The 19,378-nt window shown below is 38.6% G+C and carries 13 protein-coding genes and 1 pseudogene; 4 read left to right on the top strand and 10 right to left on the bottom strand.

Going from position 1 to position 19,378, the window contains the following annotated elements; translation table 11 throughout:
- Window positions 1-76: 76 nt before the first annotated feature.
- The 5 genes from B0169_RS00730 to B0169_RS00710 form a co-directional block, all read right to left on the bottom strand.
- Window positions 77-1,222 (bottom strand): ABC transporter permease, encoded by a 1,146-nt coding sequence (locus B0169_RS00730; RefSeq protein ID WP_077283728.1) that lies wholly within the window; start codon window positions 1,220-1,222, stop codon window positions 77-79.
- Window positions 1,219-2,175, bottom strand: a complete 957-nt coding sequence (locus B0169_RS00725) for an ABC transporter ATP-binding protein (RefSeq protein WP_077283726.1) — start codon at window positions 2,173-2,175, stop codon at window positions 1,219-1,221. The genes B0169_RS00730 and B0169_RS00725 overlap by 4 nt, the downstream gene beginning before the upstream one ends.
- Window positions 2,175-3,143, bottom strand: a complete 969-nt coding sequence (locus tag B0169_RS00720) for an HlyD family secretion protein (RefSeq protein ID WP_077283724.1) — start codon at window positions 3,141-3,143, stop codon at window positions 2,175-2,177. The genes B0169_RS00725 and B0169_RS00720 overlap by 1 nt, the downstream gene beginning before the upstream one ends.
- A 279-nt stretch (window positions 3,144-3,422) precedes the next feature.
- Window positions 3,423-4,055 (bottom strand): hypothetical protein, encoded by a 633-nt coding sequence (locus tag B0169_RS00715; RefSeq protein ID WP_143323426.1) that lies wholly within the window; start codon window positions 4,053-4,055, stop codon window positions 3,423-3,425.
- A 251-nt stretch (window positions 4,056-4,306) separates the two neighbouring features.
- Window positions 4,307-5,140: a substrate-binding periplasmic protein gene (locus tag B0169_RS00710; RefSeq protein ID WP_077283720.1), complete on the bottom strand. Its 834-nt coding sequence runs from the start codon at window positions 5,138-5,140 to the stop codon at window positions 4,307-4,309.
- 624 nt (window positions 5,141-5,764) lie between these two features.
- Here B0169_RS00710 and B0169_RS00705 point away from each other — a divergent pair.
- The 3 genes from B0169_RS00705 (at window position 5,765) to B0169_RS00695 (ending at window position 10,704) form a co-directional block, all read left to right on the top strand.
- Entirely contained in the window at window positions 5,765-6,145 is a 381-nt protein-coding gene (locus tag B0169_RS00705) for a YacL family protein (protein WP_077283718.1), read from the top strand.
- 138 nt (window positions 6,146-6,283) lie between these two features.
- Window positions 6,284-7,552 (top strand): efflux RND transporter periplasmic adaptor subunit, encoded by a 1,269-nt coding sequence (locus B0169_RS00700; RefSeq protein WP_077283716.1) that lies wholly within the window; start codon window positions 6,284-6,286, stop codon window positions 7,550-7,552.
- Window positions 7,549-10,704 carry an efflux RND transporter permease subunit gene (locus tag B0169_RS00695; protein ID WP_077283714.1) on the top strand — a complete coding sequence of 1,052 codons (3,156 nt, stop codon included), beginning with the start codon at window positions 7,549-7,551 and terminating at the stop codon, window positions 10,702-10,704. The genes B0169_RS00700 and B0169_RS00695 overlap by 4 nt, the downstream gene beginning before the upstream one ends.
- Before the next feature lie 537 nt (window positions 10,705-11,241).
- Here B0169_RS00695 and B0169_RS00690 read toward each other — a convergent pair.
- The 5 genes from B0169_RS00690 to rapA all read right to left on the bottom strand — a co-directional run bounded on the left by B0169_RS00690 (window position 11,242) and on the right by rapA (window position 17,925).
- Complete coding sequence (locus B0169_RS00690) at window positions 11,242-12,219, bottom strand: alpha/beta hydrolase (protein WP_077283712.1); 978 nt, start codon at window positions 12,217-12,219, stop codon at window positions 11,242-11,244.
- An 82-nt stretch (window positions 12,220-12,301) separates the two neighbouring features.
- Window positions 12,302-12,661: a hypothetical protein gene (locus B0169_RS00685; protein WP_077283710.1), complete on the bottom strand. Its 360-nt coding sequence runs from the start codon at window positions 12,659-12,661 to the stop codon at window positions 12,302-12,304.
- Between the two features lie 410 nt (window positions 12,662-13,071).
- A complete protein-coding gene (locus tag B0169_RS00680; protein WP_077283708.1) occupies window positions 13,072-14,061 on the bottom strand; it encodes a DUF3530 family protein in 990 nt (329 codons plus the stop codon).
- A gap of 117 nt (window positions 14,062-14,178) precedes the next feature.
- Window positions 14,179-14,862: an RluA family pseudouridine synthase gene (locus tag B0169_RS00675; RefSeq protein WP_077283706.1), complete on the bottom strand. Its 684-nt coding sequence runs from the start codon at window positions 14,860-14,862 to the stop codon at window positions 14,179-14,181.
- Window positions 14,863-15,012: 150 nt separating this feature from the next.
- Window positions 15,013-17,925 carry an RNA polymerase-associated protein RapA gene (gene rapA / locus B0169_RS00670; protein ID WP_077283704.1) on the bottom strand — a complete coding sequence of 971 codons (2,913 nt, stop codon included), beginning with the start codon at window positions 17,923-17,925 and terminating at the stop codon, window positions 15,013-15,015.
- 600 nt (window positions 17,926-18,525) lie between these two features.
- Here rapA and B0169_RS00665 point away from each other — a divergent pair.
- A pseudogene (locus B0169_RS00665) lies at window positions 18,526-19,371 on the top strand (PIN domain-containing protein); the annotation flags it as partial.
- Window positions 19,372-19,378: the final 7 nt, after the last annotated feature.

Here is a 19,378-nt window from a genome sequence, read left to right as displayed (position 1 = left end):
AATGTAAAAGCATCAAAAAGATAAACGTCGATTGATTATCATCAATCGACGTTTTTTAATTGCTAATTTGCGTTCACTAATCCAGTGATTTTTTAAACCGCAGTGCTGCTAGTATTAACCCTAGTATAGTAAAGCCAATCAGCCATAGCATATCAAAGGTCATATCGATGACAGCCACGTCACGTAAAACAACGCCACGCACTAATCGAATAAAGTGAGTTGCCGGTAAACCTTCTGCGATGTACTGCGCTATTTCTGGCATACCTTCGTAAGGAAACATAAAGCCGGATAATAATATGGACGGTAGTAAGATAAACACCGTCATTTGCATGGATTGTAATTGGTTTTTCGCTAACGTCGATATCACTAAACCTAACACCAAACTTGCGCAGATAAAGAGTAGGGTTGCGAAAGTTAATTGCCACAAACCGCCATTAATTGGTGCGTTAAAAAAGCAATACCCTAAGCCTAAAATAATAATGACTTGGATTGCCCCAATAAAAATATAGGGGAAAATTTTACCTATCATTAATTCAAGTGATGCTAAAGGGGTGGTAATTAAGAGTTCCATGTTGCCACGTTCTCGCTCGCGAACAATAGCGGCTGAGGTGAACATGATCATGGTCATGGTGAGAATAATACCAACTAGCCCTGGTACTATATTAACTACACTACGTTGTTCTGGGTTATAGATTATTGTCACTTCAAAGGTTGGTACATTACGATTGACGGGTTTGTCTAATAACTCAGCTAAGGGCATATTGCGTAAACTTTTTATGCTAGCGGCAATTGCAGTATCAGAGCCATCCACTAACCATTGTGCAATAGGGCGGCTAGTTTCTTGATCACTTGCCGAAGATGTGCCAAAACCAACAGTAGCGTGACGTACTAAACGCTGGCTAACATCGTCTGGAATAACCAACACCGCTCGAACATCACCGCGGTCAATAGCGGCTTGCGCCTGCGCTAACGAAGTATAATGACGAGTGAAATCAACGATACTAGTCGCTGTAATCGTTTGTTGTAATACTCGACTTAATGCGGTTTGGCTTTGATCGACAATACCAACAGGAATATGGCGTATATTGGTATTAATGGCAAAAGCAAACAGTAGCAATTGCACTAGGGGGATCATGATCACCATGCCGAAAGTCATTCTATCGCGCTTAAGTTGAATTAACTCTTTGATAACAATGGCTTGAATTCTTAATAAGGAGTTCATTGCTCAACCTTATTAATTGATGCCCTTGGCATAATGTGATTGCCTGTTGATAAAACAAAAACATCTTCAAGACTCGCTCGCACCAAGTGCATTGCGGTATGACTTGGCATAATATGGCTTTGTTTAAGAAAAGTCATGGGATCAGCAATAGATTTATTGACCAAAACACGTAAATGAGCACCAAGCTGTGAAGCCGATACGACTTCGGGTAAAGCGACTAATTGTTGTTTTAATTGTCTAAGGTTATCCGTTGAAACCTCAATAACATTCGCTGGCATGTTAGCCATTAATTGTGCGGGTGAATCGTCGGCACGTTTAATACCATTTTCTAATATTGCCAATTTATGACAGCGCTCAGCTTCATCCATATAATGAGTGGAAACTAAAATAGTAACGCCCTGATCACAAAGATCAAATAACTGCTCCCAAAATTCACGACGATTTTCAGGATCTACCGCTGAGGTAGGTTCATCCAAAAATAATAATTTAGGTTTATGCATTACCGCACAGGCGAGTGCTAAACGTTGCTTTTGACCGCCACTTAAACTCCCGGCTAATTGTTTTTTAAGCGCTGTTAGTTGATAGATACTAATAAGTTCGTCAAGGCGAGATTTTTGCTCCTTAGGGTTTAAACCATAAACACGAGCAATAAACTGCATATTCTCAGTTAGCGTTAAATCATCATAAAGTGAAAACTTTTGGGTCATGTAACCTATTTGTCTACGTAAACGCTCGGCATCTACAGGTAAATTGTAACCTAATACCTTAACGTGGCCGCTACTGGGTTTAAGTAAGCCAGTAAACAATCGAATAGCGGTGGTTTTTCCTGAGCCATTAGGACCAAGAAAACCATAAATTTGTTGTTTTTCTACTTGTAAATTTAATGATGATACCGCTGTCATCTCAGCAAATTTTCGCGTTAAATTATTTGCCTCAATAGCTAACTCTGCCATTAGCGTTCACTTAGGTCAGTTATTACCGGTAAAACGACTTGAGCGGGAATACCGCTGGGCAAATCGGCAGCACTATCAGGTAATATAATTTCGGCTAAATACATTAAGTTAGCACGCTCGGCTTGGTTAAGCGCATAATAAGGTGTGAATGCAGGTTCGGTAGCTATCCAGCGAACATTACCGAGTATAGGTTTAGTTATACCATCAACATGTACCGTTAATGAATCGCCAACTTTGACATGAACACGGTAAGGCTCAGGAATATAAACACGAGCAAAAGGTGCTTTGCCTGCTAATACTATGGCGACGGGACTTCCAGCAGTAACACGTTCTCCTAAATTCCATGGTAAGTTATCTAGAATACCATCGCGCTTTGCGGTAATAGTTAAATTACTGAGTTTTTTTTCTTCACTGGCTAACATGGCAAGACTACTTGCTAAAACGGCTTCAGCAATGGCTAAATCTTCAATACGAGTACCATTAATAAGTTGTAATAATTGCTCTTGCGTATTATTTAGCGCTGCTAAATGTTCATCACGGTTTGCAAGTGCATCATCGAGCGCGGCTTGGCTCGTTAAGTTAGCTTTTATTAAGCTTTTCTCTCGGGCGTAATGTGCGCTGCTTTTTGCTAAAGCGGCCTTAGCTCTGGCAACATTAGCCTTTGCTGCCGCCACCTCTTCTGTCCGCGCACCGTTGTGTGCTTTGTCTAAGGTTGCTTGCGCTTGTTGTACTTGTGCTCTTGCTTTAGCAACCGACGCTTTTTGTAAATCGTCATCAAGTCTAACTAATACCATGCCTTTAATAACTTTACTTCCTGCTGCTATAGGTAAGTCGGTGATCACTTCACTGGTTGTTGCTGTATGTGCAATTCGATCACGTTCTAAGGTGCCTAATGCGATATTTTCTTGCTCGTGACTGCAACCGGCGCAAAGTAAAAATACGAAGCTAATTAAGATTCTATTAAGCATGATAACTTTCTTCCTGAAAAGGGCTGTAAAAATAGCTTATTTGTTAAGTTTACGCTTCAGGAGAGCAAGTTCAAGACAGTGGTAATAATATGGCGTTAAAATAGCGTTTATATCAATGTTTTGAGTGTGAAATAATTATTTTTATGTTCAATAATTTTAGCAGTTATAATTATGGTTGTTATTTAAGCTGCTGAAACTTAAGCTTTATTCTGTTTTTTTTAGTTTCGTTCAAGCAAAGCCTTTACCGTTCAGTTTCAGCAAAAGTTCGTTATACTTTATTTAGTTTTTACCTATCTTGGCCTTTACTTTTTTCATATGTTCGCGAAAATTCTTATCAAACTTGGACTCGCCACAACTAAAAAATTGTCTTGATGAACCCTCGCTTAAGCCATAAGCGCTCATGTCTTGTGTGATAGAGCACACGCCATCTTCCCCTTTAGTAATGGCTATACCGCTGCCCATATTTTTGGTGCGTTTTTCTCGCTCTTTTTCTTCATCACGCAAAGGGACTGAATGAGGCACTGATTTTACATTTGTATTAAATATCGAGGGTGCTTGGTAATCTTGATAAGGGTTGTCGACATTACTGGCCGCCCTTTGGTTAAGTTTGCTGCGTAAATTTTGTAGTTGTGTAAAACTATCTAGTTTTCTCTTTTTGGGCTTTGGTACAGGAGGAGTTTGTGTTGAAGCCACGCTTTTGTCATTTGTTGGCAAAGTGCTAGTGGCTATTTCAGGTAAAGGGGGGAATTTATTATTATCTGCGGATAGCTTAGGGAGCTTTGTCACTTTTTTAATATCATTGTTAGATGCAGTTTTTTGATTTTCTTTTGTTTGTTGTTTTTTCTTTAGAGCTTTTTCTGTTTGAGGGGATTCAACGGGAGTGGTGTTGACTTGCTGTTGATCTGCAATCATAACTTCTGGCTTTGCTAACTTGGGGGCATAATAGATAAAACTTTTAATGGGTATTACTTTAGTTTCGGGTTGAGCTAAATGTTGCTTTGTTGGCTGAGCAATAAATATCATAAAAAACAAAAGTGCATGAATGAGTAACGAGTATATGAGTGTCGTATAATTCCCTTTTAGCACAGTAATATCAAAACAAAGTAAACGAAATGTTACTGAATAGACGTATCAGTCACCAGATAGTTCAATGTATTACCTGACTATTTTTCGCTTTTATGTAGTATTGCTGATAATTCTCCACTGTCGTACAAGCGCTGTAATGCTGCTGACAACTTAACGATCTCATTTGCTAGTGGTGATTGCTTCGCAATCGCAATATAAGAGCCTACATCTTCATTATATGAATACTTAGCGATGCTAATATTAGTAGCATAAATTTTTTCATCTACCAACGGTAGTACAGACTCTTCGCGCTCCAAAAAAGTATCAATTCTACCTTTTAGTAACATATCAATGAGCTGCTTATGATTACTTAACGCCACTTTAGATATGTGCTTGTCGTGATCAAAGGGATCAAAATATGAAACACCTCGTAACACGCCCACCTTTAAAGGAGTCAAATCGTCGTAATGATTTAAAGTAATATTATTGTCGGTAAGGGTATAAAATTTTAGTGGTAACTTTTGTATTTTAATTGGTGGTTCAAGATAATGAAGAAACTGCTCTCTTATCGCAGTTTTTCTTACCGCTATAATCATGTCTGCTTGGCCACTTTCTACAAAAGAAAAACAACGTGCGACAGGACAATAAACAAACTTAGTTTTATAACCTAGCTTAGCGGCTAATGCATTAGCAACATTAATATTTTCACCGGAAAATTCACCATCAATTATTTCAGAAAACGGTGGTTCAACATACATAGCAACAACGATTGTTTCTGTAACCTTAGCTTTAGTGTCTAAAGAAATAAAAAATAAGCAAATACAGAAACTAACCACAAAGCGTATTGCACGTGCAGGCATCGGCGGTATTACTTGATTATTAACATTATGGTGAATGGTAGACTCCCTGAACGGAACAATTAGGTAAGGCATTTGGGTTTATTCTACATCGTTACTCAACGTTTCATTCGGCTTTGTCTTATGTTAGCTTTGCGGTTAATCAGCTTAAGAACGGCCTTTTTACATTGAAAATATTGACGATCATTAATTTAAAGCACTGTCATAAATATAGTCTTTTTTTTGATTATTGCTTTGCATGTAATCGCAATCTGATTTCAAGCATATCGTTGAGATGCAATTGAAGGGGTATTGTAATCAGGTAGCTATAATCATTATAAGTTGTTGATGCTTCGTTGCCAATGGCCATAACGGCAATGGGTAGTGAGTTATTTATTGATTTTTATCGAAAGAATTAGCTTATAATCCAGACTAGTTAATCTGAACTCTGAATAAGCAGCACTTGCTCAATCCTCCTTTTTAACCCATTATCTGCGTTAAAATGTCGATAAATAGTTCGCTATTGATAAACGTTTTGCCTTGGAAATGGCATAAAATGAAGCATTGATGGTGTCTATTAGTGATGTTTACCTTGCTATAGCATTTACTTTGCCACCTAAGCTTTTGATTCCTTGAATATCAAGCGCTCATTATCCAGAGTTCAGGTTAGTTATATTACGGTCCTTAAATTGGGCTTTAGCAAAAATTTATGAGGTAAGTATGGAATATCAGTTTATAGATGATCCGATCACAGGTGTAGCAACAGCCAAATTTTCACTTGATCACGAAGTTATCGGCCCGTGGTTAGAGGTAGAAGTGGGAACAAGTACCGAAAAATTGCAGCAGTTGTTGTCAGCTATTTCAGACATAGAGCAAGAAAAACAAACCGAAATCATCATTACAGGTAATGAATACAGCGCAGTCTTTAACCGCGGTGATGTCACTATCCAAACTAATGCCAGTATGGATGGATTAGAAATTTTGCCAGATGGACTTATTGAAGAGAATATCGATTTTGATCAGCAAGACTCAGCAGCCTGTGGTAGTGAGGATCTTAGAGAAATATTACTGTCTTGGGCTAAGTTCATTAGTAAACATTAACGTTGATGAATAGGTGTTTAAAACTTGTTAATTTAACACGCTAAGTTATTATTATTCCTATATTAACCCAAGCTAGGGTTATATTATTAAATTCGTTTAGTAGTGTAATACCTTTTATTACCTTTTTATTGAGAATCAATGATGAACTCTGCTGTTGAGAATAACAAAAAGCAAAACAGACGTATGATCCCATTACGTTTTGTACTAACCCCCATCGCTATTATCTTGCTGGCGATTATTAGTTTGATTATTTTTGCTATTTTATCACCTAAACCAGCGAAAAAACCGGCCATCATCAAAGCACCACTGGTCGAGGTCAGAGAGATTGAAAGGCAAAATGTTAGGTTTGTTATTAGCAGTCAAGGTAGTGTTATGCCTCGAACACAAACTAATTTAGTGTCGGAGGTTTCAGGGCAAATAATCTCAGTTAACGACAAGTTTAATGTTGGTGGTTTTTTTAACAAAGGCGAAGTATTACTGACTATTGACGATAGCAGCTATCAAGTAAGCTTATTGCAGGCACAGTCGAGGCTAGATGCAGCTAAAGCGGCTTTGGTTGAAGAGCAAGCAAGAAAAGATCAAGCAGAAGATGAGTGGCAACTAACCGGAAAGGCAGTGTCTGATGCACCAATACTCGCTTTACGTTTACCGCAATTACAAAAAGCGAAAGCAGATGTTAAAGCCGCAATGGCAGATGTTGCTGACGCGGAGCTGAAACTTGCTCGCACTAAAATTACCGCCCCGTATGACGCGATAGTTAAAGAGAAGCAAGTTGATATTGGTCAATATGTCAGCATGGGCTCTACGTTGGCAAAAACATTTGCGGTTGATTATGCCGAAGTAAGGCTACCAATCAAACAACGCGATGTTGGCTTTTTGAATTTACCTAAAATTAACCAAAGTGAAGGTCAGCTTTCCAAAGTTGAGATTTTTTATCAACTGTCGGGCACCGAGCATAGTTGGGCATCACACTTAACGCGTTATGAAGGTGAGGTTGATAGTCGCAGTAGAGTACATTACGTCATAGCGCAAGTTGATGACCCATATGGGGTTTTATCATCAAACGAGCGAAAAGAATTGCGTATAGGCACATTTGTAAATGCGAATATTTCCGGCAAAGAACTCAGCGATATAGTGGTTATTCCTCGAGATGCTTTACATGGCGCAAGTAAACTTTATTTGGTCGATGCAGATAATAAACTCCATATTCAAGAAATTAATATTTTACGCAACGACGCTAATTATGTGTATAGCCGTGACAGCTTTAGCGAAGGACATCGCTTAGTGACAACACAGATGGAAACGCCTGTTGAAGGTATGGCTGTACGTGTTGCTGGTGAACAAGAAACGCTGCAAAAAACAGGTGATACAAATAGTGTTACTGATGCACAAGGTAATGACTCATGAGTGAGTTTAATCATAGTGCTAAAAAACAGCAACATAGCGGTATAATTGCTTGGTTTACCCATAACAGCGTTGCAGCTAACCTGTTGATGGTGTTTATTTTAGTTTCAGGCTACTTCTCTTATCAGGGCATTAATAAAAAAATGTTTCCTGAATTTAACGCCAATAGCATTCAAGTTATGGTGCCGCATTTGGGCGCTGCACCAGAAGAAGTTGAACAATCAGTTATTCTCAAAGTTGAAGAGTCATTAGAAGATATAGAAGGTATAAAGCGTATTACCGCTGTCGCTAGAGAAGGCATAGGTATTATTACTATTGAGTTGCAGTCGGGCTATTCAATGTCTGAAAAGCTTGATGAAGTGCAAATGCAAGTTGATGCCATTACAACGTTCCCTGAGCAAGCTGAAAAACCTATTGTTACTAAGCAAGAATTCAAAGGTCAGGTGATGTGGCTGTCAGTTAGTGGCCCAATGGAGCGACGAGCTAGACAAGTCATGGCACAAAATATTCGCGATGAAATCATGGCCCTGCCCAGTGTTAATAGTGCAGAGCTAGTTGGTAACCGTGATTATGAAATTAGCATTGAAGTATCGGAAGAACAACTGCAACAATACCAACTAACTTTTGATGAAATCACCCAAGCTATTCGAAGCTCTTCAGTTGACATGCCAGGCGGCACGATAAAAACTCGTGGTGGCGATATTTTACTACGTGCAGAAGGACAAGCGTATACCGGCCATGAATATGGCGACTTAGTGTTACGCACCGATGCTGACGGCACCCGTTTGGTGCTGTCAGATATTGCTAACATTAAAGATGGCTTTGTTGAACAAGAAGACTTTGCTACTTTCGATGATGAAAACACCTCAAGTATTATGGTGCAATCAACCGGCGATCAAAACGATTTAGAAATTGCCGCACAAGTACGAGGTTACGTAGCTGAAAAAAATCAGCAATTGCCACAAGGCGCAAAGTTAACCGTTTGGGGCGATAGCTCTTATTACCTTTCTGAACGCCTAGACATGATGATTGATAATATGTTGATGGGCGCGTTTTTAGTTTTTATTGTTTTGGCCTTATTTTTGCGCATAAAAATCGCCTTTTGGGTCATGTTAGGTATTCCAATTAGCTTTTTTGGTGCCTTGTTGATGATGCCGTTGTTAGGAGAATGGTCAGTATCAATAAATATGCTGAGCTTGTTTGCCTTTATCATGGTACTGGGGATTGTTGTTGATGATGCCATTGTCATTGGTGAAAGTGCTTATGCTGAAATCGAAAAATACGGACACTCTCGAGATAATATTATCAGTGGTACCATGCGAGTGGCCATGCCAGCCACCTTTGGGGTGCTTACCACCATAGCGGCTTTTACACCGTTATTGTTTATTGATGCGACCTTTGCTGCTTTCTTTCGCTCTATTTCAATCGTGGTTAGCTTTTGCCTAGTTTTTTCTTTAATCGAATCAAAGTGGATATTACCCGCACATTTAGCGCACATGAAATATGTGCCACTTACGGCTGACAACGCCAATGTGCTCGAGCGCTTTCAAATGCGCTTTAAAGAGAAGTTAGATAACTTTATTCATACAGTTTACAAGCCAATGCTTGAACGCGCTTTAGTTGCACGTTACAACACCATGGCAGCCTTTGTCGCCATCTTAATTTTAGCCATCAGCCTAATTGTTGGTTCGTTTGTTAAATTAGAAGTGTTTCCTAATATTCCCAGCGACTTTATTCAGGGCAATATTACGATGATTGACGGCTCAGCAGCACATCAGCGTAATAAAGCGATAGCGCGAGTTGAACAAGCCATCAAAAAAGTTTCTAAAGACAATACCTATGAAGGCGTCAGCTTTATTAAGCATAAAATGATTTTCACCAATGGTAATACCAGCGCTAGCGTGTTGTTAGAGTTAGTAAAACCGGACCAGCGCGAACTAAACGCTTATGAAATAGAAAAATTATGGCGTGACGAAATAGGTGAAATTCCGGGTACTAAAGAACTGCGATTTTTTGCTGGCACTAATGCCGGCGGTGGCGCAGCAATTGAATTTCAATTAACAGGGCAAAATGACACTGAACTAGAAGCCGCAGCTGAAGCCATACAAGGGCAGTTAAATAGTTACGACGGTGTTTATGATGTGCGTCACTCTTTTAGTCGTGGTAGCCAAGAAATTAAACTCAGTATTAAGCCTGAAGCAGAAGTGCTTGGTTTAACGTTATCAAGCTTAGCTCGACAAGTAAGACAAGCTTTTTATGGTGATGAAGCGCAGCGTATTCAGCGCGGACGCGACGAGTTAAAAGTAATGGTACGCTATCCTGAAGAAGACAGATTGTCGGTATCAGACCTAGAAGAAATGTGGATCAGAACTCCAAGTGGCGAACAAGTGCCGTTTTATCAAGTAGCAGATATAACAATAGGCCAAGGGTTCTCAAGCATTACACGTATTAATCAAAAACGCTCTATTACTATTTCTGCTGATATTGACAATGAAAAGGTAGAATCAAGAAAAGTTGTTACTGAAATGAATGAGCAGTACATCCCTGAAATTTTAGCTGATTACCCAAGTGTTAATTACGGCGTTGAGGGGGCGAGTAAAGACCAAGCTGACTTCTTATCGCAATTAGGTTTTGCTGCTATCGGTGCCTTGTTTTTGATTTATGGTTTAATAGCCATTCCAACTAAATCATACAGCCAACCTTTAGTGATTATGTCAGTTATTCCGTTTGGTATCATCGGCGCTATTATTGGTCATTGGTTACTTGGACGCACCATTAACATGATGTCGATGTTTGGTTTTATTGCCTTAACTGGGGTTGTGGTTAACGATAGTTTGATCATGGTCGACTTTATCAATAAAGCCAAAGGCTCAGGCAAGCGCATGTTTGATATTGTCAGCGAGGCTGGCACACAAAGATTCAGAGCGATACTATTAACATCATTAACAACGTTTTTTGGTATTTTCCCGTTGTATTTTGAACAAAGCTTACAAGCGCAGTTTATTATACCAATGGCAATATCATTAGGCTTTGGCATTGTTTTTGCCACGGTGATCACGTTATTTTTAATTCCTGCGCTGTATTTGATCAAAGAAGATATAGCGAATATTTTTAGAAAGCCAGCAGAGAAAAATACTGAAGCAACGCATATTTAAACACACAGTTAAAAGTTAGAACTTAGGCCCACTGAGTAGCTTGCCTGATTTAACTAATGCAGTATTGAAGTATTAGAGCTTAATAAAACCGCATGTTATCTAATGGATAATATGCGGTTTTTAGTATGTAGCTGAACCTGGGGTAAAAACCAACGGTTTTTTATTCTTTAAGTGACTTGTTGTGTGCAAACCTACTAAGTGCATAAATTAACGCACATGAGCGATTTGGAGTCACCCATGGATGCAATAAGTTATACAGCCAAAAGAGAAAATTTAGCAAGACAATGGCATGTGTTTGTAATTATCGGCCATGCACAATTATCATCTGTAAAAGTGAAGTTCCTGTTGTTATGATGTTATTAGAAGGTTATAAGCCATGAAGGAAACTGCATAGTTACTTAAGTCACCTGCAAATGCTAGCAGCCCTTTAGGGTCCATTGCTGAACTTGAACAACAAAAGTCAGCGCAAAAGGCCATAATCAAAGATTTGATACCATCATTGTCACTACTCTTATTTGTTAACCACCGCGTAATAATTTAAAGACCGAATAACCATTTTTCTATTTTTCTCGAATCTTCTTTATTGAAAACCATTAAGCTTGAATGAGCGCGATCTTCAAAAATAAGCTTTGTTAAATATTTATTTTTTACCGACAAGAAGTAATTAGGCGGTGAAATTGAATCAATATTTGAATTTACTAGCAACGTTGGTTTATTGCTTTCATTCAAATTAATTAATAAATCAGTTTCTTCTAATGTAATTGATGCATTAACCATTGTTTGAGTGACAATATCATCTACATAGTCAGAAAAAAAACGATTAAGGGTAGGAGCTTTATTTGGTAGGTATTCTTTCGCCGCTAGGTCAAACCTCATCATAGGGGCAAGTAAAATAGCAGCATCCACATATTCAGATGACAGTAGGTTACTAGCTGCTATAGCTCCCATTGAGTGACCTACAACAACTGTTAATTCTTCGCTTTCTTTTTTATATGTCAATTTACGTAGGAGTTGAGATAGTATGGGGTGTTCTCGAGAGGCAAAGGCAAATTTCTCTTTTGACTCACCATGACCAAATAAATCAGGCATGACTACATTCATGCCAAGAGCCCTAAAATAGATCGCAGTAGCCATCATTACTTCTTTATTACCTCCATATCCATGCAGTAATAGAGCTGTTCCTTTGATGCGATTAAAAGTATCAGGTGTCATTGTATGAGATATTGTATTCTCTACTCCATTTCCTATTGCGTGAAGATTGTAATAAACAGCACTACCCGTGGGAAAGTCTTCAATAAGATAAGGAGGAGCCATTAAATATGGAATACACTCGTTTGTATGCTGCGAACAAAACTCATGCTTTGTAAAACCAATTTCCTCAGGCTTGGCTTTGATAAACTCTGCCTCTGATAAATAAACTTCAGGGTTTGATACGATATAGCTACCAATCGAAGTACAGCCAGACGCCAAAGCAGTGAAAAAAATATAAAAAATTAACTTGATTATGTTATTCATTTTTAATACAAAATTTCAAGTAATTCATAAAAATATAAGCTTAACGACCTTAGAATGTCCTGTTAATTTTGGTTATAAATCGTTAATCACTGCACTCGACTTTTGCATACTCGCCACCATTAACTGAGCTATCAGGTATAGTAAAACCTATATTTTCCGCTACTTGTGAATCACTATTATTAATAGTAAATACATGTAGTTTTCCTGTTTCACCTCCACAAACAGAAGGGTAATCAACCAGTGTTAAATTACCACAGCTTTCAGCTTTGACTTCAATACCTGCTTCTTGCAGGTAACCCTTAGTTAATGATATTGGTAAGCCATTATCCTGACACTGCAACTCACCTGTACTTATATAGACTTCAATATTATTATCTGGTTCCGATTCGTTACAACCAAAAAGAGCGACCATTACTGGTAGTATTAGATAGGTATATTTCATAGCGTACTCCATTACTTTATTTAGATTTATGACAATATATTAATGCGGAATTTCGATTTAATACAAAATGAAAACCCGATATAAAAAGCAACACAATATAGTTTTTATTAATAATATTAGCACGTTAATTGTAATCATTTGACTTTTTAAACATCACGCTGATTGTAGAAAGTGAGCATTGAGATATGTGAGCCATCGTATGCCACATTATATACAATAGCAATGATGAATATAGATTATAAAACAGTGAGTTAAGAATTTTTATTAAATTTTTGTGTCATTTAAAAGTGACACAACGTGCCATACTCTATTACTTAGTTTAATTCAGTTGTGTAAAAAAATGAGCCTGTTCCCAAAGTAACAAACACTTACCACTGATAGCTCTAAACTGACAGCTTAAAGCTGTTTGTTCACCAACCTATCGAGCTAAGCCAACTAATAATTTCTTTTGCTAAGGTTTTTTTCGGATAATAACCCGTTACCCTATTGTTTAATTGCTTTTGTCGATAAGAGACTTTCATTTCTCTTTTTGCTGCGTCTTTTCTCAGCTTTGCATTGGCAACTACTAAGCGATTATCTCGTTTTAAATATAAATCGAGTATCGGATAGTCAGTTAAGGCCAGTTGTTGAGCTATTTTATTATTCTCAGCTATGGTAGGCATATAACTACTGAGCATGACCAGTGCACTAGGCATGGCAAGTAAGTTTTGTTGATAAACATCGAGCATGAGTGCAGCATGACTGCCTTCAGCAACAATGATAATGACTCCAGGGTAGTTTTTTGCCTGCTCGATAACAGCAAGCATAATATCAGCCATTTTTTTACTATATAGCGCTATTTTTTCACTGTTTTCAGTCTCACGCTCTTTTGCTAGTAAGGCCTGTGACGGGTAGTTTTCAGGCTTATGAGGAGGGTGTAAAGTAATCGTGGTCCAGCCATATTTGGGGATATCTGTACGTAATTGATTCAGTGCATTGGGTGTTGCAATACTTTGTTGCCAGTCGGGAATTAACACCATTACCCCTTTATTAACCGGTGTTGTGTGCTTATTGATCGCAATAAGGTATTTATCACTACCGACAAGTATAGGAGTAACTTGTTCTTCAGTTAGATAGTGCTCTATGTCTTGTTGCTGTTGTGTAAATGCGTTGACCGGCGGGTTAATCACCACTTGGTGTTGATGGTTATCTTTATCCGATTCTGTTGGCTCAGAGTTGTTTGTTGCGGCGTTATTTTCACTGCTTTTTGCCGTTTTACCTGGTTCTTGTGTAGCCTTATCACCATTGGTTGCTTTTTCTTCTTGGGCACCGACAAACGCTAATGAGGCTGGAGTGTTTATAATTAAGCATAGGGCCGTTAATAGGATAAATAAAAATGCCGGTGGTGTTTTTAAGCGCATAAAAAGCTAGGTTCCTATAACAGGTGAGCAATTAACAAAGCATACAGACTTATTATCGACAAAACCTGTGATTTCTTTAAACAACTTAACGGCCAAGCCGAATTAATGCTAATAGTTTTAGTCAAAAGGGCAGGCTTTGGTAAATGTTAAGGTTTGCCCGCTAACCGGATGACTAATTTGTAGCATTTGTGCATGTAATTGCAACCGATTACTGCTGGTTAAGGCTTGTTCATGAGCATAAAGCCTATCACCTAGTATCGGATGCCCGAGAGATAGCATATGTACACGTAGTTGGTGTGAACGCCCTGTTACGGGAGTTAGTTCGACTAATGTTGTGATCTGGTTATCTTCATTTTCACCATAACTTAATACGCTATAGTGCGTTAGTGAGGCTTTGCCATGTTCATAATCAACTTTCTGTTTTGGCCTATTCGGCCAATCACAAATTAGCGGCTCTTCAACACTGCCCTCTTTTTTCTCGACTTTGCCAAACACACGAGCAACATAGCTTTTTTGTGTTAATCTTTTTTCAAACTGGCGACTAATGGCAACATGTGCGGGTTTGTTCAGTGCCATTAAAATAATGCCCGAGGTTGCCATATCTAATCGGTGTACCACTGTTGCCGTTGGCAGTACTTTTAACACTCTGTTTTGCAAACAGTCTTGGTGCTCAGGTAAACGTCCCGGTACCGTTAATAAGCCACTAGGCTTATTTAACACCACAATATCATGGTCTTGATAAACAATATCAAGATAAGGGCTCATAGGAGGTTGATAAATAAAGTCAGGGTTAGCAGCCATGTTGATTTTCCTTAGCAATGATAGTTGTTATAACGCTTATGCCGCTTATGAAGATGGTGGTAAGAAAGAGTAAAATGATAAAAATCCGATGCCTAGCTCAATACTAGTGCATCGGAATGGTGCATATGAGATATGCCCTAATTATCAGTGTTAGTTGCTCACTACAATTAAGCGCACGGCTTCAAACTGAATTTGAGCTTTTTCAATATATTCAGCTAAAGCATGCTTTTGCATTGAAATAAAATCAATTTCTTGTTGGCGTACACTCGGGTTAATGGCTTTAAGTGCCGTTAAGCGTTGATGCTCTTCATCCATAGCGACTCGCATGCCAGCTAAGGCTTTTTCTTGAATAGTCACTACTTGCTGCTCAGCATGGGCTTCTGCTTTGGTAACTAGCGGAGAAACTTGGCTTTTCAGCGCTTTAACAAGCTGTAATGCTACTTGTTTTTTAACCGGTGATAATTGTTGATCTAAGACGGCTTCACTTACTTTATCAGCTAAGTCATTACCATTTTTGTCAACAAGTATACGAATAGGTGTGGTTGGCAAATAACGACCTAGTTGTAAATTACTTGGGGCAATTGCTTCTAAAGTAAATATACACTCTAAGAAAAAAGTACCGGCCGGCAAGGCTGGGTTTTTCAAAATACCAATGCTTGAGTTACCTGTTTCATCACTCAGTACTAAGTCCATAGCACCACGCACCATCGGGTGATCCCAAGTGATCAGCTGGTAATTTTCTACAGCCAATGCGGTATCACGGTTAAAGGTAATAGTGGTACCGTCTTCCGGTAAACAAGGGAAATTAGTACACAGCATGTGCTCAGAAGGCTGTAAAGCGATAGCATTGTCTGCTTTATCATCTTGTTGAATACCAAATACATCGAGTAATTGAAACATAAACTGTGGCAAGTGAATTTGTTGATCTAATTTTTCAATTTTTTCAACTAAGGCGTGTGCTTTACCTTGTCCTGAAGAATGCAACTCAAGCAATTTATCACGGCCTGATTCTAAATCTTGTTTGATGGTTAAGTGTTTTTCATGACTTTGTTCAATTAATAGTTGTGCCTCTTTTGAGTCCCAAGCGGCGCTTAATGCAAGATCAAATAACGTTTCACCAAAAGCTTGGTAAACCGCATGGCCAGTAATACAGGTATGTTCAAAAGCGTTTAACGCTTGCTTGTACCATTTAAACAATAAGCTTTGCGCTGAATCTTGAAAATAAGGTACATGTATGCGAATAGTTTCTGTTTGGCCAATACGGTCTAAACGGCCGATGCGTTGCTCAAGTAAGTCAGGGTTTCGAGGTAAATCAAACAATACCAAGTGGTGCGCAAACTGGAAGTTACGCCCTTCACTACCAATTTCAGAACAAAGTAATACTTGGGCACTATCTTCATCTTGAGCAAAATAGGCGGCAGCACGATCACGTTCAAAAATGCTTAAACCTTCGTGGAATACTGCAGCACGCATACCTTCTTTAACACGCAGAGCTGTTTCTAGGTCAATGGCGGTCTGCGCATGAGCACAAATGACTAATACTTTTTCTTTTTTCAACGACTGTAATAAGTCAATTAAATAGTCAACGCGAGGGTCAAGATCATACCAATTTTCATGGCTGTCTAAGCCAAATAATATTTCAGGTGTAAAAATAAGTTTTGCTTGCGCTTGCGCGCTTAGATCTTCCGCGGCGTTAGATAATAATAATTCGTTAATTGAGTCTTGATAAGCATCAGGCATTGCCAAAGCTGTTGGGTGTAATTCACGACCAGGGAAGCCTTTAATGGTGTTTCGGCTGTTACGGAATAATATACGACCTGTGCCGTGGCGATCTAATAATTGGTCAAGAATGTGCTGACGTGCATTTTTCTGCTTATCTTGTTCAGCATGATTTATTGCCGCAATATGGGCGCTAACATCTGCTTCTTTTAACAATGTTGTTAATGTTGCAACTTGTTCTTTAGCCAGAGGTTGCTCAGTGACTAAGGTATTTGCGGCATCAGCAACTTCGGTGTAATGCTGCTCTTCTTCAGTAAACTTTTGATAATCGAAGAAGCGATCAGAATCGAGTAAGCGTAAACGAGCGAAATGACTTTCATGACCTAATTGATCCGGCGTTGCTGTGAGTAACAGCACGCCAGGAATCGTTTGAGCTAATTGCTCGATACATTGATACTCAATACTGGCATTATCTTGCTGCCAGTTTAAGTGATGGGCTTCATCAACGACCATCAAATCCCATTCTTCATCAATCATCGCTTCGTACCAGCGAGGATTTTTAGTGATAAAACCAAGGTTTACTAGCACTAGTTGTTCAGTGCTAAAAGGGTTTGCATCTTCATCATTGCTGGCGGTTTCTTCACAACGGCTTTCATCAAAAATACTAAATTTTAAGTTGAATCGACGTAACATTTCGACCAACCACTGATGCATTAATGACTCAGGCACTATGATCAATACGCGTTTTGCGCGGCCTGTCACAAGTTGCTGATGGATAATTAAACCGGCTTCAATAGTTTTACCTAAACCTACTTCATCGGCTAATAAAACCCGTGGAGCGAAACGACTACCAACTTCTTCAGCGATATAAAGCTGATGAGGAATTAAGCTTACTCGACCACCGCTAAGCCCCATAAGTTCAGATTGTTGTTGGCTAAATTGGTGATGTAAGCAATCTTTACGTAAACGAAACCAATCAAGGCGATCAATTTGGCCATTGAGTAGGCGGTCATGAGGTTTATTAAATTTAATGAAATGATCTATCATCATTTCTTTTATTGATGCTGCTTCGCCGGTGTCTTGTCGCACGCCATGATAGGTTAATAAATTATGATTTTCTTCGAAAGATTCAACGGTTAATGACCAACCTTCATGGCTTGGAATGCTATCACCAGTATTAAAAATAACGCGTGTAAGTGGTGCATTGTCTATGGCATATTGTCTTGCATCCCCAGTTGCGGTAAATACGATAGTTACAAAACGACCTTCGACTGCGGTAACCGTACCTAGCCCTTGATCTGACTCACTATCACTAATCCAACGCTGCCCAGGGTAAAATGTCATAGAAAAACTCCAACTCAATAATTCGCGTAATCATACACGGCAAAAAAAAGGCGCTATAGTATCGTTAATCATAGAAGTGATCATTAAATAATTCCGGAAAAGGGCACTTTTTTTGATTAAAATTTATAGAATTGGTCTTTACTGTCTTGAACTTAGCAATTAACACATTTTAATCAGTGATTGTTAACTGAAGAAGAATTGGTTTTACTTAATTATATGGACTTTATTATCAGGTGCTTATGGCTAAATTGCCAATACAATACTGTGCTGTAGAGCCGAAAACTGAAATAAACGGTGTGGGTAAAAAGAAATCGTATATCGTTTAGCAGGCGGTCGTCATTAAAGTGTCAAAAAAGTGTTTTATTGTAGCAACATAATTTTTAAATTTGTTTAATAAAGCGACTTGCTTACCAGAAAGTAAACTGTCACAGTAATAAATAAGCTTAGTAGCGTAAGCGGTTTTTATGATTGTAAAAGCAATAGTAAGAACGAATAGGTAATTAAATTGTTTTGGTTAGATGAGTTACAACTTTTTGTGGTTTCTAGCAGCAGTTTATCATAAGCGTGCTGTGGAGCCTTCACTTGGTAAAGGACTTTCATATGACAGCAGAAAAAATTATTTATGTTTTAGACACCAACATATTACTACACGAACCTTTCGCTTTTCTCTCTTTCAAAGAACATGATGTCGTTATTCCCATGACGGTATTAGAAGAATTAGACTCCATTAAAGATCGCCATAAAGATGTCAGTCGTGATGCGCGCATTGCAATTAGAGCGCTTGAAGATGTGCTGGTTAATGCTTCACCAGAGCAAGTACTTGCTGGGGTTAAATTGCCGCAAAATGATGAATTACACCCAAGTGGTTGTTTGTCTATTTTTAATGATTACGCCTTAGAAGAAAGTAAAGTTAAACTGTCTTTCAATGAAAATGATAACCGTATTATTAGTTGCGCTATTTATCTGCAATCAAAAAATCCTCAAAACAAAGTGGTGTTAGTTACCAAAGATATCAACATGCGCTTAAAAGCCAAAGGTGCTGGTTTAGCTTATGTTGAAGACTATCGCACTGATCAATTAATTGATGATATTAAATTTTTAACTAAAGGTTATCATCAGTTTTCAGGTGACTTTTGGCAGCATGTTGAGAAGTGTGAAAGTGAAACAGAAGGGCGTAATACTACCCATTACATTAAACGTGATGTTTTACCTAACCGCTATATGAATGAATATTTGATTGACGCAGGCGAGCACTTTGCCGCTAAAGTCACTGGTTGGGATAATGAAAATATCGCAATAGCTGACTTGAGCCGTGAGCGTTTGATGGCAAAACAGGCTTGGGGCATTCACCCGAAAAATATTTATCAAGGCATGGCGATGGATGCTTTACTTGATCCGACCATTGATTTAGTGATTTTGACAGGGCCAGCAGGGTGCGGTAAAACGGGTATTA

It is taken from the genome of Cognaticolwellia aestuarii (assembly GCF_002000025.1).
In the GTDB taxonomy this organism is placed as follows: Bacteria; Pseudomonadota; Gammaproteobacteria; order Enterobacterales; family Alteromonadaceae; genus Cognaticolwellia; species Cognaticolwellia aestuarii.
This window is presented reverse-complemented; position numbering and strand designations above follow the sequence as displayed.